Origin of the sequence: Kitasatospora sp. NPDC127060 (assembly GCF_042724935.1) — a bacterium.
In the GTDB taxonomy this organism is placed as follows: Bacteria; Actinomycetota; Actinomycetes; order Streptomycetales; family Streptomycetaceae; genus Kitasatospora.
The window spans coordinates 17,452-40,130 of sequence record NZ_JBHXEG010000021.1; the positions used below are offsets into that span (position 1 = coordinate 17,452).

13 protein-coding genes are annotated in these 22,679 nt (G+C 73.5%); 10 read left to right on the forward strand and 3 right to left on the reverse strand.

What is annotated here, in order from left to right; all coding sequences use genetic code 11:
* The first annotated feature begins 35 nt into the window (after positions 1-35).
* Positions 36-2,798, forward strand: a complete 2,763-nt coding sequence (gene secA, locus ACFWIS_RS14590) for a preprotein translocase subunit SecA (RefSeq protein ID WP_380453650.1) — start codon at positions 36-38, stop codon at positions 2,796-2,798.
* A gap of 77 nt (positions 2,799-2,875) precedes the next feature.
* Here the strand turns inward: secA and ACFWIS_RS14595 are convergent, their stop codons facing one another.
* Positions 2,876-3,460 carry an Rv3235 family protein gene (locus tag ACFWIS_RS14595; RefSeq protein ID WP_380453652.1) on the reverse strand — a complete coding sequence of 195 codons (585 nt, stop codon included), beginning with the start codon at positions 3,458-3,460 and terminating at the stop codon, positions 2,876-2,878.
* A gap of 319 nt (positions 3,461-3,779) precedes the next feature.
* On the opposite strand from ACFWIS_RS14595, the gene ACFWIS_RS14600 reads away from it, so the two are divergent.
* The 6 genes from ACFWIS_RS14600 (at position 3,780) to ACFWIS_RS14625 (ending at position 14,327) form a co-directional block, all read left to right on the forward strand.
* Entirely contained in the window at positions 3,780-4,901 is a 1,122-nt protein-coding gene (locus tag ACFWIS_RS14600; protein ID WP_380453654.1) for a patatin-like phospholipase family protein, read from the forward strand.
* 122 nt (positions 4,902-5,023) lie between these two features.
* On the forward strand, positions 5,024-5,533 hold the full coding sequence (locus tag ACFWIS_RS14605) for a DUF6912 family protein (protein WP_380453656.1): 510 nt from the start codon (positions 5,024-5,026) through the stop codon (positions 5,531-5,533).
* Positions 5,534-5,621: 88 nt separating this feature from the next.
* Positions 5,622-6,278 carry an HAD family hydrolase gene (locus tag ACFWIS_RS14610; RefSeq protein ID WP_380453657.1) on the forward strand — a complete coding sequence of 219 codons (657 nt, stop codon included), beginning with the start codon at positions 5,622-5,624 and terminating at the stop codon, positions 6,276-6,278.
* 230 nt (positions 6,279-6,508) lie between these two features.
* Complete coding sequence (gene pruA / locus ACFWIS_RS14615; protein ID WP_380453750.1) at positions 6,509-8,134, forward strand: L-glutamate gamma-semialdehyde dehydrogenase; 1,626 nt, start codon at positions 6,509-6,511, stop codon at positions 8,132-8,134.
* 286 nt (positions 8,135-8,420) lie between these two features.
* Complete coding sequence (locus ACFWIS_RS14620; protein ID WP_380453659.1) at positions 8,421-13,367, forward strand: NAD-glutamate dehydrogenase; 4,947 nt, start codon at positions 8,421-8,423, stop codon at positions 13,365-13,367.
* Positions 13,368-13,496: 129 nt separating this feature from the next.
* The gene (locus ACFWIS_RS14625; RefSeq protein WP_380453661.1) at positions 13,497-14,327 is read left to right on the forward strand and encodes a hypothetical protein; all 831 of its coding nucleotides are present in this window, start codon (positions 13,497-13,499) and stop codon (positions 14,325-14,327) included.
* Positions 14,328-14,511: 184 nt separating this feature from the next.
* Here ACFWIS_RS14625 and ACFWIS_RS14630 read toward each other — a convergent pair whose 3' ends face one another.
* Complete coding sequence (locus ACFWIS_RS14630; protein ID WP_380453663.1) at positions 14,512-17,457, reverse strand: FtsK/SpoIIIE domain-containing protein; 2,946 nt, start codon at positions 17,455-17,457, stop codon at positions 14,512-14,514.
* Positions 17,458-17,773: 316 nt separating this feature from the next.
* On the opposite strand from ACFWIS_RS14630, the gene ACFWIS_RS14635 reads away from it, so the two are divergent.
* The 3 genes from ACFWIS_RS14635 (at position 17,774) to prfB (ending at position 22,317) form a co-directional block, all read left to right on the forward strand.
* Positions 17,774-19,645, forward strand: coding sequence for a serine/threonine-protein kinase (locus ACFWIS_RS14635; RefSeq protein WP_380453665.1), 1,872 nt, complete (start codon positions 17,774-17,776; stop codon positions 19,643-19,645).
* Positions 19,646-19,892: 247 nt separating this feature from the next.
* Positions 19,893-21,146, forward strand: a complete 1,254-nt coding sequence (locus ACFWIS_RS14640) for a serine/threonine-protein kinase (protein WP_380453667.1) — start codon at positions 19,893-19,895, stop codon at positions 21,144-21,146.
* Positions 21,147-21,204: 58 nt separating this feature from the next.
* Complete coding sequence (gene prfB, locus ACFWIS_RS14645; protein ID WP_380453669.1) at positions 21,205-22,317, forward strand: peptide chain release factor 2; 1,113 nt, start codon at positions 21,205-21,207, stop codon at positions 22,315-22,317.
* Between the two features lie 98 nt (positions 22,318-22,415).
* Here prfB and ACFWIS_RS14650 read toward each other — a convergent pair whose 3' ends face one another.
* The gene (locus tag ACFWIS_RS14650; protein WP_380453671.1) at positions 22,416-22,610 is read right to left on the reverse strand and encodes a hypothetical protein; all 195 of its coding nucleotides are present in this window, start codon (positions 22,608-22,610) and stop codon (positions 22,416-22,418) included.
* Positions 22,611-22,679 lie beyond the last annotated feature (69 nt).

Below are 22,679 nucleotides of genomic sequence, written 5' to 3' on the forward strand. Positions count from 1 at the left end.
AGTCCAGTGCCAATACAGGCAAGGAGCCCGCTCAAGTGTCCGTCTTCGACAAGATCCTGCGCGCCGGCGAAGGCAAGATCCTTCGCAAGCTGCAGCGGATTGCTGCCCAGGTCAACTCCATCGAAGAGGACTTCGTCAACCTCACCGACGCTGAGCTGCGCGCGCTGACCGACGAGTACAAGCAGCGACTCGCGGACGGCGAGACCCTGGACGACATCCTCCCCGAGGCGTTCGCCACCGTCCGTGAGGCCGCCAAGCGCGTGCTCGGCCAGCGGCACTACGACGTCCAGCTGATGGGCGGCGCGGCGCTGCACCACGGGTACGTCGCCGAGATGCGCACCGGTGAGGGCAAGACCCTCGTCGGCACCCTGCCCGCGTACCTGAACGCGCTGACCGGCAAGGGCGTTCACCTGATCACCGTCAACGACTACCTCGCCGAGCGCGACTCGGAGTGGATGGGCCGGGTGCACCGCTTCCTCGGCCTCGAAGTCGGCGTGATCCTGGCCAACATGACGCCCGCCGAGCGCAAGCGCCAGTACGCGATGGACATCACGTACGGCACGAACAACGAGTTCGGCTTCGACTACCTGCGCGACAACATGGCCTGGTCGAAGGACGAACTCGTCCAGCGCGGGCACAACTTCGCGGTCGTCGACGAGGTCGACTCGATCCTCATCGACGAGGCCCGCACCCCGCTGATCATCTCCGGCCCGGCGGACCAGGCGACCAAGTGGTACGCCGACTTCGCCAAGCTGGTGCTGCGCCTGAAGATCGACCGCGACTACGAGGTCGACGAGAAGAAGCGCACCGTCGGCGTCCTGGAGGAGGGTGTCACCCGGGTCGAGGACTACCTCGGCATCGACAACCTCTACGAGTCGGTGAACACCCCGCTCGTCGGCTTCCTGAACAACGCCATCAAGGCCAAGGAGCTGTACAAGAAGGACAAGGACTACGTCGTCATGAACGGCGAAGTCATGATCGTCGACGAGCACACCGGCCGCATCCTGGCCGGGCGCCGCTACAACGAGGGCATGCACCAGGCGATCGAGGCCAAGGAGGGGGTGGAGGTCCAGAACGAGAACCAGACCCTGGCCACCATCACCCTGCAGAACTTCTTCCGGCTGTACGACAAGCTGTCCGGCATGACCGGTACCGGCACCACCGAGGCCGCCGAGTTCCACCAGATCTACAAGCTCGGCGTGGTGCCGATCCCGACCAACAAGACGCCGCTGCGCATCGACCAGCCCGACCTGATCTACAAGTCGGAGCCGGCCAAGTTCGCCGCCGTGGTCGAGGACATCGCCGAGAAGCACGAGAAGGGCCAGCCGGTGCTGGTCGGCACCGTGTCGGTCGAGAAGTCCGAGTACCTGTCGCAGGAGCTGCGCAAGCGCGGTATCCCGCACGAGGTGCTGAACGCCAAGCACCACGAGCGCGAGGCGCAGATCGTCGCCCAGGCCGGCCGCAAGGGCGCCGTCACCGTCGCCACCAACATGGCCGGCCGTGGCACCGACATCATGCTCGGCGGCAACCCGGACCACCTGGCGTCGGCCGAGCTGGCCCAGCGCGGGCTCTCCGCCGTCGACACCCCGGAGGAGTACGAGGCCGCGTTCCCGGCCGCGTTGGAGAAGGCCAAGGCCTCGGTCAAGGCCGAGCAGGACGAGGTCAAGGAGGCCGGTGGCCTCTACGTCCTCGGCACCGAGCGGCACGAGTCCCGCCGGATCGACAACCAGCTGCGCGGCCGTTCCGGCCGTCAGGGCGACCCGGGCGAGTCCCGCTTCTACCTGTCGCTGGGCGACGACCTGATGCGCCTGTTCAAGGCCGGCATGGTCGAGCGCGTGCTCTCGATGGCCAACGTGCCCGAGGACGTGCCGATCGAGTCCAAGATGGTCACCCGCGCGATCGCCTCCGCGCAGACCCAGGTCGAGCAGCAGAACTTCGAGATCCGCAAGAACGTCCTGAAGTACGACGAGGTGCTCAACCGCCAGCGCGAGGTCATCTACGGCGAGCGCCGTCGCGTGCTGGAGGGCGAGGACCTGCAGGAGCAGGTCGGCCACTTCATGGACGACACCGTCGAGGCCTACGTCAAGGCGGCCACCGGCGAGGGCTTCGAGGACGACTGGGACCTCGACAAGCTCTGGACGGCTTTCAAGCAGCTCTACCCGATCACCCTGGACCTGGCGGAGCTGGAGGAGGAGGTCGGCGGTCCGGCCGGCCTGACCCCCGAGTTCCTGATCAAGGTCGTCCAGGAGGACGTCCAGGCGCAGTACGGCGCCCGCGAGGACCAGCTCGGCGAGGAGATCCTGCGCGAGCTGGAGCGCCGCGTGGTGCTCTCGGTGCTGGACCGCCGCTGGCGCGAGCACCTCTACGAGATGGACTACCTCCAGGAGGGCATCGGCCTGCGGGCCATGGCGCAGCGCGACCCGCTGGTCGAGTACCAGCGCGAGGGCTTCGACATGTTCACCGCGATGATGGAGGGCATCAAGGAGGAGTCCGTCGCCTACCTGTTCAACCTGGAGGTCCAGGTCGAGCAGCAGGTCGAGGAGGTCCCGGTGGCGGACGCCGAGGTGATGCTCGACAAGCTGGAGAAGGACGCCGCCCGCCCGGAGATCAAGGCCAAGGGCCTGGAAGCACCGAAGCCGCAGCGGCTGCACTACACGGCCCCCTCGGACGAGGTCGGCGGCGGCGTGATCGAGGGCGACTTCGAGGACCTCGCGCCGGAGGACGACGGTGACGGGATGACCCGCGCCGAGCGCCGCAAGGCCGCCAAGTCCGCCAAGGGCCGTCGCCGCAAGGGCTGAGCCCGCCGTAGGACGCCACGCAGGGCGCCGCTCCCGTACCGGGGCGGCGCCCTGCGCCGTCCCCTGCGCCACGGCCGTCATCGGGCCTCCACGGCGGTGCACTGCCACTGGCCGGCCTGGCCGCGCTGCTCCAGTCGGAAGGCCACCATGTGGTGCCGGCGGCCGAGGTCGACCCGTACACAGGCCTCGACGGCGTCGGGCGAGGGTGACCGGTCGTGCACCGGGCCGAGCCGGGGCCGGTCGGCGGGGCCGCCGCGGCGCAGCGCACCGGCCCGGACCAGGGAGGCGAGCTGCCCGTAGCCGTCCAGGCTGGTGTGCCGCATCAGCTGGCCGGAGGGCCGGGCGCCGGTGAGTACCTCGACCAGCTGGTGGGCGAACCGGGCGGCGAGCGCCCGGGCGTCGTGCCGGTCGGGCGCGGCGGTGCCGGGTGTGCCGACGGCCCCGACGGTTCCGGCGGCCCGGGCGCAGGCGGCGCGCGGGTGGCGCGGCCGGCGCCCGCCCGGTTCGCAGCCGCCGGAGGCATGGACCCGGCGGTGCGGGCGGGCGGCGAGACGGGCGGTGTGGTCGGTGCCGAGCGGGGCGCCGTGCTGGGCGGCGCTGGGGTGAGTGCAGCGGTGAGTGCAGCGGTGAGCGCTGTGCTGGGCGGTGGGACGGACGGTCACGGTGGCTCCCGGCAAGGGTGGTGCGGGTACGGACGGGCCCAGGCTGGCGGTGACGATCACCGGGCGGCAACGCGTTTTCGGATGCCTTCGGGCCCGCGCGAAGTTCACCTATCCGGGTGAGTCGGCCAGTGCGGCGACGGGCCCGGCGAGCGCTTCCGCGGCGCCGGGTTGACGTGCGGGGACGGGCCGTACGGCCCGAAAGGGGACGCCCCGGTACGGCGGACCGGGTGGTCCGGGGCCGGGGCTCCCGTTGCACCGCACAGCCGTTCACGCGCACCATCGGAGCCTGACCCGATCCCCACGACGACGGGTGGCCGGGATGACGACAGCCGGGACGACCACACGGGCGGGGGCCTCGCCGAGCCCGAGCGCCGGGGGCGCACTCCGGCGCGGGCTGGTGCTGGGCGGTGGCGGGATGCTCGGCGCGGCCTGGACGGTCGGCGCGCTGTGCGCCGTCGAGGAGGCCACCGGGCACCCGTCGGGCGAGGCGGACGTGCTGCTGGGCACCTCGGCGGGCGCGGTCCTGGCCGCGCTGCTGGCCGGGGGCGTGCGCCCCGAGCAGCTGGGCGACCACCAGCGCGGGCTGCCGATCACCGAGGGCCCGCTGGCCGGGGTGGCCTTCGACTACGACACGGCGGTGGGCGGCGCGCTGCCCTCCCGCCCGCGGGCCGGGATCGGCTCGCCGGACCTGCTGCGGGACGCCGTCCGGCACCCGCGCGAGTACCCGCTGCTGACCATGGTCTCGGCGATGGCGCCGCACGGCCGCGGCTCGCTGGCCCCGGTCGGCGAGCTGGTGCGCGGGCTGCACGGCCCGGGCGGTTGGCCGACCCAGGGACCGGCGGACCCCCGCGCGGTGGCGCCCAGCCACGCCGCCGCGTCGCTGCGGGTGGCCGCAGTGGACTACCGCAGCGGCCACCGGGCGGTCTTCGGCGACCCGGACGCCCCGGCCGTCCCGGTGGCCGACGCCGTGATGGCCTCCTGCGCGATCCCCGGCTGGTTCGCCCCGGTGCGCCTGGACGGCTCGGCGTACGTGGACGGCGGCTGCTGGTCGGCCACCAACGCCGACCTGCTGCTCGGCCGCGGCCTGGACGAGGTGTACGTGCTCGCCCCGATGGCCCTGCGGCTGGGCCCGCGGGCCCAGCGCGCGGACCGCGGCACCCTGGCCGCGCTGCGCGAGTGGCGGGACCGGGACCGCCCGCGCGGAGTGCTGGCCCAGCTGGTCAGCCGCTACCGCCGCGCGGTGACCCGGCAGCTGCTGCGCGAGGCCGCGCTGCTGCGGGCCGAGGGCGTCCGGGTGCGGCTGCTCGCGCCGAACCTGGCCGACCTGGCGGTGATCGGTCCGAACCTGATGGACCCGGCCCGCCGCGGCGAGGTGCTGGAGAGTGCCCTGCGGAGCAGCCGGGAGGCGCTGGGCGCCGGGAGCGGGCCCGGCCCGAGGTGATCACGGACGGTCCGGCGGAGCTTATTCTTGGGGGCGCTGGATGCTGTGCCGCTGGACGAAACCCCCGCAGGGCGAACCCCTGCCGGACGAACCCCCGCTGGACGAACCGGAGAGTGCCACCGATGCGCGTGTACGTGCCCACCACCCTGACCGGCCTGGCGGCGGCGCACGAGGGAGGCGCCCTGGAGCAGTCCGCCGCGTACGCCGTGACGCCCGCGCTGCGCGAGTGGTACGTCAGCGACGACCTGGAGGAGCTGGAGTACGCGGCGCTGAACCGGGCCGCGCAGTCCTCGCTGCGGCTGCTGGCGGCCGACCCGGACTCCCCGCGCCGGCGGGTCGTGGTGGCGCTGGACGTGGCCGACACGGCGGTGCGGCCCTTCCCCGGCGACGAGTACCAGGACCAGGCCTCGCTCGGCCGGGTGGTGCTGGCCGGCCCGGTGAAGCTGGCGAAGGCCGCGTCGGTGCACGCCGACGTGGCCGACGACGAGGTGGTCGAGGACGTCGCGGCGGCGGTTGCGGCGGTGGCCGCGGCCGACGCGGGCGACCAGGACGCCCAGTTCACGGTGGACGGCGCGGAGGACCACGACCTGCTCTGGTACGCGACCCAGGAGATCCCCGCGCTGCTGGCCTGAGGCCGCGCCCGGCCGCGCCCGGCCCGGCGCGGCCGGAGTGCGGATCGTCCTACCGGCGTGTCGGCCGTTCGGGTTACCGTTTGCCCCCGTGCGCACTCACATCGTTTGGGACTGGAACGGGACCCTCTTCCACGACATGGACGCGGTCCTCGGCGCGAGCAACGCCGCGTTCGCGACCATCGGCGTCGGCCCGATGACCATGCAGGAGTACCGGGAGCAGTACGAGATCCCGATCCCCCGCTTCTACGAGCGGCTGCTCGGCCGGATGCCCTCCCAGGAGGAGTGGCTGCGGCTGGACGACGCCTTCCAGGACCGCTACCGCGAGCTCAGCCCGGCCTGCGGCCTGACCGAGGGCGTGCCCGAGCTGCTGGCGGGCTGGCGCGCGGCCGGGCACAGCCAGTCGCTGCTGTCGATGTACGAGCACGACAGGCTCGTCCCGCTGGTCGGCGCCTTCGGCCTGACCGGCAGCTTCCTGCGGGTGGACGGCCGCAGCGGCCCCTCCGGCGGCCAGAAGGCGGAGCAGCTGACCCGGCACCTGGCCGAGCTCGGCGAGTGGGTCGACCCGGCTCGTACGGTGCTGATCGGCGATGCCGCGGACGACGCCCTGGCGGCGCTGCACGCGGGGGCGCACGCGGTGCTGTACTCCGGCGGCTCGCACACCCGGGAGAAGCTGGAGCCGGTCGGCGTCCCGGTGGTGGACAGCCTGGCCGAGGCGGTCGAGCTGGCGGGCCGGCTGGCGGGCTGAGCCGGCGACCGAACCGGCGACTGAACCGGAGCGTCGCGACGGCGGACGTGGCGGGCGCCACGTCCGCCGTTGGCGTGTCTGGACGGGCGGATCCGCCCGGGCCTGGTCAGGCTGGTGTCGAACCCCAGCCCGAGGTCATGCCCGCCCCCCTCGGCCTGAATCCAGCCCGACCCGCAGCCCGATTCGCCAGCCCGACCCCCAGCCGCCGCCAGGACGGAGCCGCCATGCCCATCGACGCAGTCACCGAGGTGCCGAGCCCGGTCAACGAGCCGGTGCGCGGGTACGCGCCCGGCAGTCCGGAGCGGGGGCGGCTGGTCCGGAGGCTGGACGAGCTGGCGGCCGAGCAGATCCCGCTGCCGATGACCATCGGCGGCGAGCAGCGCTTCGGCGGCGGCGAGCGGATCGACGTCGTCCAGCCGCACCACCACGCGGCCAAGCTGGGCGTGCTCGGCAACGCCACCCGGGAGGACGCCCGGCTGGCGGTGGACGCGGCGCTGGCGGCCGGGCCGCAGTGGCGCTCGCTCTCCTTCGACGACCGGGCGGCGGTCTTCCTGCGCGCCGCCGACCTGCTGGCCGGGCCGTGGCGGGAGACGCTCAACGCGGCGACGATGCTCGGCCAGTCCAAGTCCGCGCACCAGGCCGAGATCGACTCCGCCTGCGAGCTGATCGACTTCTGGCGGTTCAACGTCGGGTTCGCCCGGCAGGTCCTGGCGGATCAGCCGATCTCCTCCCCGGGGGTGTGGAACCGGGTCGACCACCGCCCGCTGGAAGGTTTCGTCTACGCGATCACCCCGTTCAACTTCACCGCGATCGCCGGCAACCTGCCCACCGCCCCCGCGCTGATGGGCAACACGGTGGTCTGGAAGCCCGCGCCGACCCAGACCCTGGCCGCGTACCACCTGATGCGGCTGCTGGAGGCGGCCGGCCTGCCGCCCGGGGTGATCAACCTGGTCACCGGCGACGGCCTGCAGGTCTCCCCGGTGGCGCTCGCCGACCCGGCCTTCGCCGGGCTGCACTTCACCGGCTCGACCGCGACCTTCCAGTCGCTCTGGCAGACGATCGGTGCGAACATCGGCGGCTACCGAACGTACCCGAGGATCGTCGGGGAGACCGGTGGCAAGGACTTCCTGCTGGCCCACCGCTCGGCCGACCCGGACATCCTGAGGACCGCGATGATCCGCGGTGCCTTCGAGTACCAGGGCCAGAAGTGCTCGGCGCTCTCCCGCGCCTACCTGCCGCGCAGCCTCTGGCTGAAGATCAAGGACGACTTCCTGGCCGAGGTGGACGCCCTGACGGTGGGCGACGTCACCGACCTGTCGAACTTCATGGGCGCGCTGATCGACCGGCGCGCCTTCGAGAAGAACCGCAACGCGATCGAGCGGGCGAAGGCGGACCCGACCGTCGAACTGGTGGCCGGCGGCCAGTACGACGACGCGATCGGATGGTTCGTCCGGCCGACCGTGCTGGTCTCCTCCGACCACCGGGGCGAGATCTTCCGGACCGAGTACTTCGGCCCGATCCTCGCCGTCCACGTCTACGAGGACTCCCGCTGGGACGACGTGCTGAGGCGGGTCGACTCGGGCGCCCCGTACGGACTGACCGGCGCGGTGATCGCCCAGGACCGCTACGCCATCGCCCAGGCGGTGGAGGCGTTGCGCTTCACCGCCGGGAACTTCTACATCAACGACAAGCCCACCGGTGCCGTCGTCGGTCAGCAGCCCTTCGGCGGCTCCCGGGCCTCCGGGACCAACGACAAGGCGGGCGCCGCCCAGAACCTGCTGCGCTGGACCTCGGCCCGGGCGATCAAGGAGACCTTCGTCCCGCCGACCCAGCACGGTTACCCACATATGGGCTGAAAGCGAACACGGCACTCCGGTTTGGACATGGTGTCCAGGACGGACCCGACATCCTGCGGGTTTGCGCCTCCCTGTCCCTGTCCACCTTCGATTGATCCGGTTAGGCTGGCTGGCGTCGTCGGGTGGCTTGCAGGACGAACGTGTCGTCCTACCCGCTGGGAGGGCGTTTCATGCGTGCCATGAGCCCCTTTCAGTCGGACGGTGCGGCAGGATTGCGAGCGACCCGTCGGTGTACACCCACACACCACCGAGTCACGCAACGGCGCGCGACAGGAGCCAAGAAGTCATGCAGACCAAGCTGGACGCAGCCAAGGCCGAACTGCTCAAGAAGGCAGCCGTAGCCGCTGAGAACAGCCAGGTGGGGGGAGCGGCGCCCGGGGAGGGTCTGAGCAACGGCGCTCTGACCGCGTACCTGCACCACTACTACCTGCACACCGCGCCCGAGGACCTGGTCGACCGCGACCCGGTCGACGTGTACGGCGCGGCCGCCTCCCACTACCGCCTGGGGCTCAAGCGCCCCCAGGGCACCGCCGAGGTGCGGGTCCACACCCCCTCGGTCGAGGAGAACGGCTGGTCCTGCGGCCACACCGTGGTCGAGGTCGTCACCGACGACATGCCCTTCCTGGTCGACTCCGTCACCAACGAGCTGTCCCGCCAGGACCGCGCGATCCACATCGTGATCCACCCCCAGCTGGTCGTCCGCCGTGACATCACCGGCAAGCTGCTGGAGATCCTGGACGTCGACGCCTGCTCCCGCAGCCAGGCCGCCGGCGCCGAGTGGCCCGCCGACGCGACCGTCGAGTCGTGGATGCACATCGAGATCGACCGCGAGACCGACCGCGACGACCTGCGCGGTATCGAGACCAACCTGCGCCGGGTGCTCGGCGACGTCCGCGAGGTCGTCGAGGACTGGGGCAAGATGCGCGACAGCGCGCTGCGCCTGGCCGACGAGCTGGCCGAGGAGCCCCCGGCCGGCCTGGCCGAGCAGGAGGTGGGCGAGGCCTGGGAGCTGATGCGCTGGCTCGCCGACGACCACTTCACCTTCCTCGGCTACCGCGAGTACGACCTGGTCGAGCACGAGGGCGAGGAGGTCCTCAAGGCCGTCGCCGGGACCGGCCTGGGCATCCTGCGCTCCGACCCGCACAGCCACGACGACCGCCACCACTCGGTCTCCGAGGCCTTCGGCCGGCTCTCCGCCCCGGTCCGCGCCAAGGCCCACGAGAAGAAGCTGCTCGTCCTCACCAAGGCCAACAGCCGCTCCACCGTGCACCGCCCCTCCTACCTGGACTACGTCGGCGTCAAGAAGTTCAACGCCGCCGGCGAGCCGACCGGTGAGCGCCGCTTCCTCGGCCTGTTCTCCTCCGCCGCGTACACCGAGTCGGTCACCCGCATCCCGGTCGTGCGCCGCAAGGTCCAGGAGGTGCTGGACGGCTCCGGCTTCTCCAGCGAGAGCCACGACGGCCGCGACCTGCTGCAGATCATGGAGACCTTCCCGCGGGACGAGATCTTCCAGACCGCGGCCTCCGAACTGCTCTCCATCGCGACCAGCGTGCTCTACCTGCAGGAGCGCCGTAAGCTGCGCCTCTTCCTGCGCCAGGACGAGTACGGGCGCTACTTCTCCGCCTTCATCTACCTGCCGCGCGACCGCTACACCACGCGCATCCGGCTGCTGCTCACCGACATCCTCAGGGAAGAGCTGAACGGCGCCACCATCGACTACACGGTGTACGCCACCGAGTCGGTGCTGACCCGCCTGCACTACGTGGTCCGGGTCGCCCCGGGCACCGAGCTGCCCCGGCTCACCGACTCCGACATCGAGCGGATCGAGAACCGGCTGGCCGAGGCCGCCCGGTTCTGGATGGACGGCTTCCACGACCAACTGCACACCGAGCTGGGCGAGGAGAAGGCCGCCGAACTCGGCCACAAGTACGCCAACGCCTTCCCCGACGGCTACCGCGCCGACTTCCCGCCGCGCACCGCCGTCTCGGACATCAAGCAGATCGAGTCGCTGCACGGCGAGGGCGACTTCCGCCTGAACCTCTACCAGCCGGTCGGCGCGGGCGACGACGAGCGCCGCTTCAAGATCTACCGGGTCGGCGGCCCGATCTCGCTCAGCGAGGTCCTGCCCGTCCTCCAGCGCCTGGGCGTCGAGGTGCTGGACGAGCACCCGTACGCGCTGCGCCGCTCCGACGGCACCACCGCGTGGGTGTACGACTTCGGCCTGAAGCTGCGCGAGGCCACCGAGCTCACCGAGGAGGCCCGCGAGCGCTTCCAGGACACCTTCGCCGCGACCTGGACCGGCAGGGCCGAGAACGACGGCTTCAACGAGCTGGTCCTCACCGCCGGGCTGAACTGGCGCCAGGCGATGGTGCTGCGCGCGTACGCCAAGTACCTGCGCCAGGCGGGCTCCACGTTCTCCCAGGACTACATGGAGGACGCGCTCCGCAACAACACCCACACCACCCGGCTGCTGGTCAACCTGTTCGAGGCCCGGCTGAGCCCCAGCCACCAGCTGGGCGCCGCCGAGCTGACCGAGGGCATCCTGGAGGAGCTGGCCGGCGCGCTCGACGAGGTCGTCTCGCTGGACGAGGACCGCATCCTGCGCTCCTTCCTGCACCTCATCAAGGCCACCCTGCGGACCAACTTCTTCCAGCACGACGGCGCCGGCGAGTGGCACTCGTACGTGTCGATGAAGTTCGACCCGAAGGCCATCCCGGACCTCCCGGCCCCGCGCCCGGCGTTCGAGATCTGGGTCTACTCGCCGCAGGTCGAGGGCGTGCACCTGCGCTTCGGCAAGGTCGCCCGCGGCGGTCTGCGCTGGTCCGACCGGCGCGAGGACTTCCGCACCGAGATCCTCGGCCTGGTCAAGGCCCAGATGGTCAAGAACACCGTCATCGTCCCGGTCGGCGCCAAGGGCGGCTTCGTCGCCAAGCAGCTGCCGGACCCGTCGGTGGACCGCGACGCCTGGCTGGCCGAGGGCATCTCCTCGTACAAGACGTTCATCTCGGCGCTGCTCGACATCACCGACAACCTGGTGGCCGGCGAGGTCGTCCACCCGGCGGACGTGGTGCGCCACGACGAGGACGACACCTACCTGGTCGTCGCCGCCGACAAGGGCACCGCGACCTTCTCCGACATCGCCAACGGCGTCGCGGAGTCGTACGGCTTCTGGCTGGGCGACGCCTTCGCCTCCGGCGGCTCGGCCGGCTACGACCACAAGGGCATGGGCATCACCGCCCGCGGCGCCTGGGAGTCGGTCAAGCGCAACTTCCGCGAGCTCGGCGTCGACACCCAGTCCGAGGACTTCGCCGTCATCGGCATCGGCGACATGTCCGGCGACGTCTTCGGCAACGGCATGCTGCTCAGCGAGCACATCCGGCTGGTCGCGGCCTTCGACCACCGCCACATCTTCCTGGACCCGAACCCGGACGCGGCCGTCTCGTACGCCGAGCGCCGCCGGCTGTTCGAGCTGCCGCGCAGCTCCTGGGACGACTACGACAAGTCGCTGATCTCGACCGGCGGCGGGGTCTTCCCCCGCAGCGCCAAGTCGATCCAGGTCAGCGCGCAGGTCCGGGCCGCCCTGGGCATCCAGGAGACCCGCCTGACCCCGGCCGAGCTGATGAAGGCGATCCTGCAGGCGCCGGTCGACCTGTTCTGGAACGGCGGCATCGGCACCTACGTCAAGGCCTCCACCGAGACCAACGCCGAGGTCGGGGACAAGGCCAACGACGCCATCCGGGTCAACGGCGAGCAGGTCCGGGCCCGGGTCATCGGCGAGGGCGGCAACCTCGGTTGCACCCAGCTCGGCCGCATCGAGTACGCGGCCACCGGCGGCCCCGAGGGCCGCGGCGGCTGGATCAACACCGACGCCATCGACAACTCGGCCGGTGTGGACACCTCGGACCACGAGGTCAACATCAAGATCCTGCTCAACCAGGTCGTCGCCGAGGGCGACATGACGGTCAAGCAGCGCAACGTGCTGCTCGCCGAGATGACCGACGAGGTCGGCCACCTGGTGCTGCGCAACAACTACGCGCAGAACGTGGTGCTGGCCAACGCCGTCGCCCAGGCGCACAGCATGGTCAACGTCCACGCGCGGATGATCAACCGCTTCGAGGGCGCCGGCCGGCTCGACCGCGGGCTGGAGTTCCTGCCCGCCGAGCGCCAGATCCGTGAGCGCCAGCAGAACGGCCGCGGGCTCTCGCAGCCGGAGATGTCCGTCCTGCTCGCCTACACCAAGATCATCCTGGCCGACGAGCTGCTGGCCACCGACCTGCCGGACGACCCGTACTTCCGCACCGCGCTGCACGAGTACTTCCCGAGCGCGCTGCGGGCGAAGTTCGCCGACGCGATCGACAACCACGCGCTGCGCCGCGAGATCATCACCACGCTGATCGTCAACGACACGATCAACCGCGGTGGCTGCACCTTCGCCTTCCGCCTGAAGGAGGAGACCGGCGCGACCTACGAGGAGATCGCCCGGACGCACACCGCCGCGCGGGCCGTCTTCGGCCTGGAGGAGATCTGGGCCGAGATCGAGGGTCTGGACAACAAGGTCCCGGCCCGGATCCAGACCAAGATGCGGCTGCACTCGCGGCGCCTGGTCGAGCGCGCCACCCGGTGGATGCTCAACAACCGCCGCCAGCCGCTCGACATCGCCGGCACCATCGAGTTCTTCCACGACCGGATCCGCCAGGTCTGGGGCTCGCTGCCCAAGCCGCTGCGCGGCGAGGACCTCACCTGGTTCGAGTCGATCCAGGGCGAGCTCGCCGCGGCCGGCGTGCCCGACGAGCTGGCCACCCGGATCGCCGGACTGTCCTCGGTCTTCCCGACCCTGGACATCACCGAGGTCGCGGACCGCTCCGGCAAGGACGTCGCCGAGGTCGCCGAGCTGTACTACGACCTGGGCGACCGGCTGCAGATCTCGCACCTGCTCGACCGCATCATCGACCTGCCCCGCACCGACCGCTGGTCGTCGATGGCCCGGGCCGCGATCCGCGAGGACCTCTTCGCGGCGCACGCGGCGCTGACCGCCGACATCCTGGCCTGCGGCCCCGACGGCGCCACCCCCGAGGAGCGCTACAACGCCTGGGCGGACCTCAACGCCACCCTGCTGAACCGCGCCAAGGCCACCCTCGACGACATAAGGGGTTCGGACAACTACGAGCTGTCCAGCCTCTCGGTCGCGATGCGCGTCATCCGCACCCTGCTGCGCACCGGTTCGATGCGCTGACGGACGGCTGTTCGGAAGGGCCCGCGTCCTCGGACGCGGGCCCTTCCGCGTACCCGGTCGGAAACCGGTTCGGATCGTGGGCGCACCTTCGGTACGGTGCTCCCGAACGATCTTTCTGGGGGGAACGACATGGGGAAGTACCGGGGACCGATCCGCGCAGTGGGCGCGGCCGTCTCGGTGGTGCTGCTGGTCGCCGGAGCGGCGGCCTGCGGCAACGACGACAAGAAGGACACGGCGAAGGGCGACTCCACCGCCGCGCCCGCGGCGGCGCCGACGGCCAAGGGACCGGAGGCCTTCGCGGCAGCCGGCTACCGCGGCCTGAAGCCGGGGATGGCGAAGGACGCCGGGCTGGCCACCGGCGCGCTGGAGGCGGCGCCGGTCTCGCTGCTCGACGGCTGCACCGACTTCGTCTACAAGGGCGGCCCGGCACCGGACAAGACCCGGATGGACGCCGAGGCGGCCACCGAGGCCCGCTACAAGGACCTCAACGCCAAGGCCGACGCGGCCGCGGGCAAGACTCCTGCCCCGGGCGGCACGCTGCCGCCCGGCGCTTCCGCCAAGGACGCCGCCGCTGCCGCCGCCGGCTCGGCCGCCGCGGCCAAGGACTCGGCCGCCACCGCCAAGCTGATGGCCGACGCCACCCAGTCCATCGCGGACATGTGGGTGGCCCGCGAGGCCAGGGACAAGGCCTTCCTGGCCACCGGCCGGGTCTCCTTCGCCGCCGCCGGTCTGCGCGAGCTGGTCGCCCCGGCCGAGGCGAAGACCGCCGAGGGCATCGGCGCCGGCTCCACCGTGGACGCGCTGCAGCAGGCGTACGGCGCCAAGGGCCTCCAGCTGGCCAAGAGCGGCAAGTACGAGCTGCCGGTCGAGGGCCAGCAGGGCTGGAAGTGGGAGTTCACCGTGGACGGCGGCACGGTCGTCGGGATGGCCGTGGCCGACCGCGACATCAAGTGCGCCTGACCGCCTCAGCGGCCGGTCGCTAGGGCAGGCATCCCGTGCCCGCGCAGCGCTGCGCGGGCACGGGCGGCGCCGCCGGGTGTGGCGGCGCCGCCGGTGCCGATCGCGGGCGTTCTGGTGCCGCCGGGGCCTGCGCAGGGGCGGCAGATGCCGGGGGGCTGCTGCTTGACGCACCCCCGCAGAGCGCTCAGCGGGCGGCGGCCCGTTGGAGGGCGCTGGCGAGGAGGGCGAGGTCGGTGGGGCCGTTGCCGAGTTCGCGGACCGGGCGGCGTGCGGGTGGGGCGCCGAGCTGGAGGGGGTCTATCGCGACCACGGTGGGACGCAGGGTGGCGGTGCGGGGGATGCGGCCGCTGATCCGGGCGGTCTGGAAGGCGGTGACGCCGCCGTCCGGGCGGCGCAGGTAGCCGCGGCCGGGGGTGTCCTCGGGGAGGGCGGCCGCGTCGCCGAGGTGGATCAGCAGGTCGGAGTCGGCCGGGTCGTCGGTGCGCAGAGCGATCCGCAGCAGGGCGGACTCGTCGACCTCGGTGCCGGCGCTCTCCTCCGGACGGCCGGTGGCGACCGCGAGGTGGATGCCGAGCGGGCCGCCGCGCCGGGCGACGGCGGCGAGCGCGCGGGCCAGCGGGCGGCCGACCGGGGAGGTGGGGGAGAGCAGGGCGTCGTAGTCGTCGACGACGACGATCAGCCGGGCCGGGACGGGCCCGGAGGGGGTGGTGGCGGGCCGGGGGCCGTCGGCACTGCGCGGCGGGATGATCCGGGGTACCGGCGTGGAGGAGGCACCCACCGTGGCGGGCACCGGCACGGCGTTCGCGCCCTGCCCGTCCAGGCTGTGACCGTCCAAGATCCGGGTGGCGTGCCAGGAGGCGAAGTCCAGCCCGTCGAACAACCGCTCCCGCAGGGCGAGTTCGTCCTCCAGCGCCTCGGCCGCGAGGAGTGCGGCGCGCGGGTCGGCGGCGGCGTTGACCCGGCCGGTGACGTGCGGCAGTTCGGTGCAGCCGTCCAGGCCGTCCTGGCCCTCGCCGGTGGCCCGGCCCTCGATGATGGTGACGGCGAGGCGCTCGGGCCGCTCCGAGACGGCGAGCGAGGCGACCAGGGTGCGCAGCAGCTCGGTCTTGCCGGAGCCGCGGGCGCCGCCGATCAGCAAGTGCGGGCCGCCCGGGTCGGGGGAGGGCAGGGTGAGCTCGGGGTCGGCCAGGTCGAGGGTGCACAGCTCGTCCCGGGTGGTGCCGAGCAGCCCGGTGGCGGCGCCGATGCCGCCCGCGTGGGCGTCCCAGCGGGCGGACAGCTTGGCCGGGGTGACGGTGTCGAGCTGGAGCAGGTCGAGCAGTCGCAGCGCGTCCGGCAGCGGGCCGCGGGAGGCCGGGGCGGCTTCGCGCAGCGGGGCGAGGACGCGGGCCAGCCGCTCGGCCCATGCGTCGGAGACGGCGTCCAGCGAGACCTCGTGCAGGGTCTCCCGGCCGCGGGCGACCGGGCGGTCCAGCGAGAGCTGGGTGCCGACCTCGCCGGTGATCAGGCCGGTGGCGCCGAGGCCGCGAGGGAGCAGTTCGGGCTGTTCGGCGAGGCAGATCGGGAAGATGCCGACCGCCGGGCCCTGGCGGAGCAGCAGGTCGAGGGCCTGCCGGGCGGTCTCGGTGGCCGGGCGGCCGTCCACCACGACCACGGTGGCGGGGTGGCCGCCGAGGCCGCTGGGGCCGCTGAGCCGGGCGGTGAGTTCGGTGAGCCGGGCGGAGGCCTGGTCGTCGTCGAGGCCGAGGAGCAGCCGGCAGTCCTGGCCGTCGAGGGGGCGCAGGTGGGGCAGCCACAGCGCCCAGGCCCAGGTGTCGACCCGCTCCTCGGCGCTGCGGACCGGGTCGGCGTCGACCACGACCAGGCTCAGCCCGGTCGGCGGGTGGAGCGCGGCGAGCTGGGCGACGACGGCGCGGGTGAGCGCGTCCAGGCGTTCGCGCGGGCCGCTGAGGCCGAGGCTGCCGGCGGTCTGGAGGTCGAGGGTGACGGGCACGGCGGGCAGCAGGGTGCCGGGCGTGGTGCCGGGGCCGCCGGGGCGGTCGGCGGTGCCCAGGCGCAGGGTGAGCGCGTCGGGGTGGCCGGGGCCGCGCTCCCACAGTCGCGGGCCGGGGGCGACGGCGTTGAGCAGCACGGTGGCGAGGTCGGGCCAGCGTTCGCGCTGGGCGGCGGCCTGGCGCAGCCGTACGGCGGCGTGGTGGCGTTCGGCGCTCTCCTGGCCGGGGGGTTCGGCGGCGCGGCCGGGCAGGAGGGAGAACAGTCCACGGCCGCGGCCCGGGGCGGGCTCGGGGGCGGCGGGGGGTTCGATCACCGGCGGCGCGGGCCGGGCCGGACCGGGGGCGGCGAGCTGGAGGTGGCCGTTGCCGTCGGGCAGGGCGGCCCGGACGGAGGCTTGGTCGGCCGGTTCGACGACCTGGAGGGTGGACTCGCCGATCCGCAGCAGCGCGCCGTTCTCCAGCGGGACGGCGGCCTCGGGGGGCAGCGGCGGGACGATCCGGCCGTCCAGGGTGGTGCCGTTGGTGGAGCCGAGGTCGCGGACGGCGATCCGTCCGTCGTCGTCGAGGTGCAGGGCGAGGTGCAGCCGGGAGACGTCCGGGTCGTCGAGCGGGACGTCGGCCTCGCCGGAGCGGCCGACCCGGATCTCCCGGCCGTGCAGCCGGTGCACGCCGCCGGCGTCCGGGCCGCCGACCACGCGGAGCTCGGCGGCGGCGGAGGCGTCGTCGGGGTCGTCGGCGGTCGGGTCGGGCTCGTTGAGGCTGAGCACGGCGCCGTCGAGCAGTGGTGGATGGCCGAGCAGGGTGTGCTCGTCCACCCGGTGCGCCCCGGCGTACAGGTGCACGTGGGTGGCGGCCCGCGGTCCGCGCACGCCGACGGCGCCCGCGAGCGCGCCCGCGATGGCGCCGAGCGCGGTGCCGACGGGCGCGGTGACCAGCACGTCCACGTAGGGGATGGCGGAGCCGGCGGCGGTCGGGCCGCTGCGCGGTCGGAGGACGGTCAGCCGGATCTGCATCTCGCCCGCGGGTCCCTTCTGCTGGTGTGATGCCTGGTACCGCTGCCCGGTGTCGTCGCGGACGCGCGGGGCGGTCTCGGCGACCCGTTGGGCCACACGAGTGGCGAGTGTCCATCCTGCCATCCGGCGTGGACAGTCCGCGCCCGGTACCGGATTTGACGATCTTGCGATCATCGCCATGGTGGAGGCGACGGTGGGTCAGGTCAACCGCCGCCCCGGCGGACCGGTGGCGGACCGGTGGCGGACCGGCGGCGGGCCCCGGCGGGCGCCTCCGGGCAGTCCCCTAGGGGATGTCCCCCAACCCCGCTCGGATGGCCTGCCGGGCACCTCAAAAACCAGTACGGACACCGTTAGAGTGGCCCGAACACGGGCCCGGCAGGCTCACCGCACACCTGCGGGGGAGCGCCCCGCGCGGGCGGCACGGCGAGGAGTGCGACAGGTGCGGCCAGTCGGCAGCAAGTATCTGCTTGAGGAGACCCTGGGGCGGGGGGCCACCGGGACGGTCTGGCGCGGCCTGGTCCGCGAGGACGTCCAGGTGCCGGGCAGCGAGCCCGGCCAGCAGGTGGCGATCAAGGTGCTGCGCGAGGAACTGGCGGCCGACCCGGACGTCGTGATGCGCTTCCTGCGTGAGCGCTCGCTGCTGCTGCGGCTGAACCACCCGAACATCGTCCGGGTCCGCGACCTGGTCGTCGAGGGCGAGCTGCTGGCCCTGGTGATGGACCTGGTGGAGGGCCCCGACCTGGCCCGCTACCTGCGTGCCAACGGCCCGTTCAGCCCGATCGCCGGCTCCCTGCTGATGGCCCAGGTCGCGGACGCGCTGGCGGCCAGCCACGCGGACGGGATCGTCCACCGCGACCTCAAGCCGGCCAACGTGCTGCTCGCCTCCACCGTGGTGCAGGGCACCGAGCAGATGCACCCGATGCTGACCGACTTCGGCATCGCCCGGCTGGCCGACTCCCCGGGCGTCACCCGCACCCACGAGTTCGTCGGCACCCCCGCGTACGTCGCGCCGGAGTCCGCCGGGGGCCGCCCGCAGACCTCCGCGGTGGACGTCTACGGCGCCGGGATCATGCTGTACGAGCTGGTCACCGGCCGCCAGCCGTTCCAGGGCGACAGCGCCCTGGCCGTGCTCCAGGCCCACCTGGCGCAGGAGCCGCAGCGGCCCAGCACCATGCCCGAGCCGCTCTGGACGGTGATCGAGCGCTGCCTGCGCAAGGACCCGGCGCACCGGCCGAGCGCCACCGCGCTGGCCCGTGCGCTGCGGGTGGTCGCGGCCGGGGTCGGGGTGCACGCCTCCCCGGCGGCGGTGGACGAGGCGCTCGCGGTCGGCACCCTGCTGCTGCCGGACCCGCAGCCGACCGCCGTCCCCGGCAGCGTGCCGGTCGCGCCAGGCGGCCCGTACGGCACCGAGGACCGCACCCAGGTGCTGCCGCCGGCCCCGGGCGGCCCCCAGTACGACCCGGCCGCGTCGACCCGGGTGATGGGCACCCAGCCGCCGCCCGCGCCCCCGTACGGCGGCCAGGACCGCACCCAGGTGATGCCGCCCACCGCCGTGCCGCCGCCCCCGCCCGCCGGGCCGCCGGGGCCGCAGGAGGAGACGCCGCACCCGTGGCAGACCCAGCTGCGGGCGGCGCGCGACCGCAACCAGCAGACCCAGGTCGGCTACTTCGGGCCGGAGGACTTCGAGGACCCGCAGGTCGCCCCGGCGCCCTACCAGGCCGGCCCGGGCGGGCCGGGCGGGCCTGCCGGCCAGGGCCACCGGCCGCAGCCGCCGGCCGGCTACCAGCCGGACCCGCGCCGGCCGGGGCCGCCGCCCGGCTACGCGCAGCGCCCGCCGGTCGCCCCTCCGCCCTACCAGGCCAATCAGGCCAATCAGCGGAACCAGGCGCCCCAGGGCGGCCGGGGCGGCGACCGCCCGCAGCCGCCCGGCGGCTACCGGCAGGCCCCGGGCGGGTACGGCCAGTCGCAGGGCGGCTACCCGCCGCCGCCCCCGCCCACCCCGGTGCCGCGCCGGGCCGAGCCGCCCGCGCCGCAGTACCGGGAGCCCCGGCCGCCCCGGGAGGAGCCGCGCGAGCCGTCCCGCCGGGAGAGCGCGCCGCCGCGCGAGCGCCGTCCGCGCAGCCGCAACCGGATGTACATCCCGGGGCTGGGCTGCCTCAAGGGCTGTCTGATGGTGCTGCTGGTGCTGGCGGTGGCCGCGCTGGCGCTGTGGAACTTCACGCCGCTGCCGCACTACTGGGACAACGTCGTGAGCTGGTACGACAGCGCGCGCTCCTGGGTGAGCAGCGTCTTCGGCAGTTCCGGCTCGTAGCGCTGCGCCGGGCGGCGGGGAGGCGCGGGCGGGCCGCCCCGGCGGCTGACCGGGCGTCCGGACCGGTCCCGGAAGCCAGGATTGACGCTTTGTCGACAATCCGCGAGATTTATCGCCCCGAGTCCCGCTCCACGGCCCCCAGGCGGCCCGCGCGGGGCGTCCGGGCGCGTAGGTTGGTCGCTGTTGTCCCGCCCCACCGAGCGCGCCCGGACCCCCGGAGCGCTCCCGCGCCGCCCACGGAGCAGCATTGGCACGCAAGATCGGCAGCCGGTACACCGTCCACCAGGTCATCGGCCGGGGTTCGGCCGGGACGGTCTGGCTCGGTGAGGGGCCCGACGGCCCGGTGGCGGTCAAGCTGCTGCGCGAGGACCTCGCCGCCGACCAGGTGCTGGTCGGCCGCTTCGTCCAGGAGCGCACCGCGCTGACCAGCCTCGACCACCCCCGGGTGGTCGGCGTGCGCGACATGGTCGTGGACGGCAGCGACCTCGCCCTGGTGATGGAACTGGTCCAGGGCACCGACCTGCGCTCCCGGCTGGAGCGGGACGGCGCCCTCCCGCCGCAGATCGCCGCCTCGGTCATCGCCGACGTCGCCGACGGCCTCGCGGCCGCGCACGCCGCCGGGATCGTCCACCGCGACGTCAAGCCGGAGAACGTGCTGCTCGACCTCGCCGCCGCCCCCGGCCCCGGCGGCGCCCCGCGCGCCAAGCTCACCGACTTCGGGGTGGCCCGCCTGGTCGACGCCCCGCGCCGCACCCGGGCCACCCGGATCATCGGCACCCCCGACTACCTCGCCCCCGAGATCATCGAGGGCCTGGAGCCGCGCGCCGCCGTCGACATCTACGCCCTCGCCACCGTGCTGTACGAGCTGCTGGCCGGCTCCACCCCGTTCGGCGGCGGCCACACCGGGGCGGTGCTGCGCCGGCACGTCACCGAGCAGGTGCCGACGATCCCCGGCCTGCCGGACGGGCTGTGGCGGATCATCTCCGAGTGCCTGGCCAAGGCCCCCGCCTCCCGGCTGCGCGCCGCCGAGCTGGCCGCCCGGCTGCGCGAGCAGCTGCCCTCGCTGGCCGGCCTGCCGGTGCTGGCCGTGCCCACCCAGGGCCGCCCCCCGGCGGAGGAGCAGCTGACCCCGGGCGAAGCCGTCTACGCGGAGGTCGACGCCGGCCCCGGCGTCCACAAGCGCCGCCGCGGCCCGGCCGTCCCCCTGGTGCCCGGCGTCGCCCCGGACTCCACCCGGGACACCCACACCAGCCTGCGCCGCCCCTCGGCCGACGAACTGGCCGCGTACGCCGCCGAGTCCCGCGCCCAGCGCACCGCCCCGGGCCACCGCCGGGACCGCGCGGCCCTGCTGCGCCGTCGCCGGCTGCTGGCCGTCCTGCTGGCCACCGTCCTGCTGCTGGCGGGCGCCGCCGCGGCCTGGACGGCCTTCGCGGCCACCGAGCCGGGCGGCGGCCACCCGCCCCGTCCGGCCGTGCACGGGACCGCCCCGCGGGCGCCGTAACCCCGGGGGAACCGGGGGTGTCGTCATGACCACCCCCGGAACCATTACCCTGGGGGGCGTGGCAGCCGTCGATCCTTCCGAAGAGCTCAAGAACCTCGATACGACCATGGGGTCGATCGAGGCCGTCCTCGACCTGGACAAGATCCGGGCCGACATCGCGGTCCTGGAGGAGGAGGCAGCCGCCCCCACCCTGTGGGACGACGTCGCGAACGCGCAGAAGGTGACCAGCCGGCTCTCCTTCCTCCAGGGCGAACTGCGCCGCGTCGAGGGCCTGCGGGGCCGCATCGACGACCTGGGCGTGCTGTTCGAGCTGGCCGAGGCCGAGAACGACGCGGACACCCGCGCCGAGGCCGAGGTCGAGCTCGTCTCGCTGCAGAAGGCCGTCGAGGAGCTGGAGGTCCGCACCCTCCTCTCCGGCGAGTACGACGCCCGCGAGGCCCTGATCAACATCCGTGCCGAGGCCGGTGGCGTGGACGCCGCCGACTTCGCCGAGCAGCTGATGCGCATGTACCTGCGCTGGGCCGAGCGGCACGGGTACCCCACCGAGGTGTACGACACCTCGTACGCCGAAGAGGCCGGCATCAAGTCGGCGACCTTCACCGTGAAGGCGCCGTACGCCTACGGCACCCTCTCGGTCGAGCAGGGCACCCACCGCCTGGTCCGCATCTCGCCGTTCGACAACCAGGGCCGCCGGCAGACCTCGTTCGCCGGTGTCGAGGTGCTCCCGGTCGTCGAGCAGTCCGACCACGTCGACATCGACGAGGGCGAGCTGCGGGTGGACGTCTACCGCGCCTCCGGCCCCGGCGGCCAGGGCGTCAACACCACCGACTCGGCGGTGCGCATCACGCACCTCCCGACCGGCATCGTGGTGTCCTGCCAGAACGAGCGCTCGCAGATCCAGAACAAGGCGTCCGCGATGAACGTCCTCCAGGCCAAGCTGCTCGAGCGGCGCCGCCAGGAGGAGAAGGCCGCGATGGACGCGCTCAAGGACAGCGGCAGCTCCTGGGGCAACCAGATGCGCTCCTACGTCCTGCACCCGTACCAGATGGTCAAGGACGTCCGCACCGCGTACGAGGCGGGCAACCCGCAGGCCGTCCTGGACGGCGACATCGACGGCTTCATCGAGGCCGGCATCCGCTGGCGCAAGCAGCGCGAGACCAGCGCCGAGTAAGCACGTCGCCGAGTGGCACGCGCCGAGTAGGCACCCGGACAGACAGCGAGAAGGCCCCCGACCGCAGTGGTCGGGGGCCTTCGTCGCACCTCGGGGTCTCAGCCCAGCGCCTGCCGCGCGATCAGCGCCACCGCGAGCAGCCCGGCCAGCAGGGCCAGCAGCATCGCGGGGGAGAGCGTGGCGAACGGCCCCTGCTGCTCCTGCAGCCGGGCCCGGTTGGCGCGGCACACCGGGCAACGCCCGTCGCTCACGCGGCCGTTGCAGTTGGCGCACACCAGATGGTCGCACGTCATGCGATCTCCTCCTCGCTGCTACAGCCAACGCACCGGACGGGGCTTTGGTTCCCTCTTCCTACCTGTACG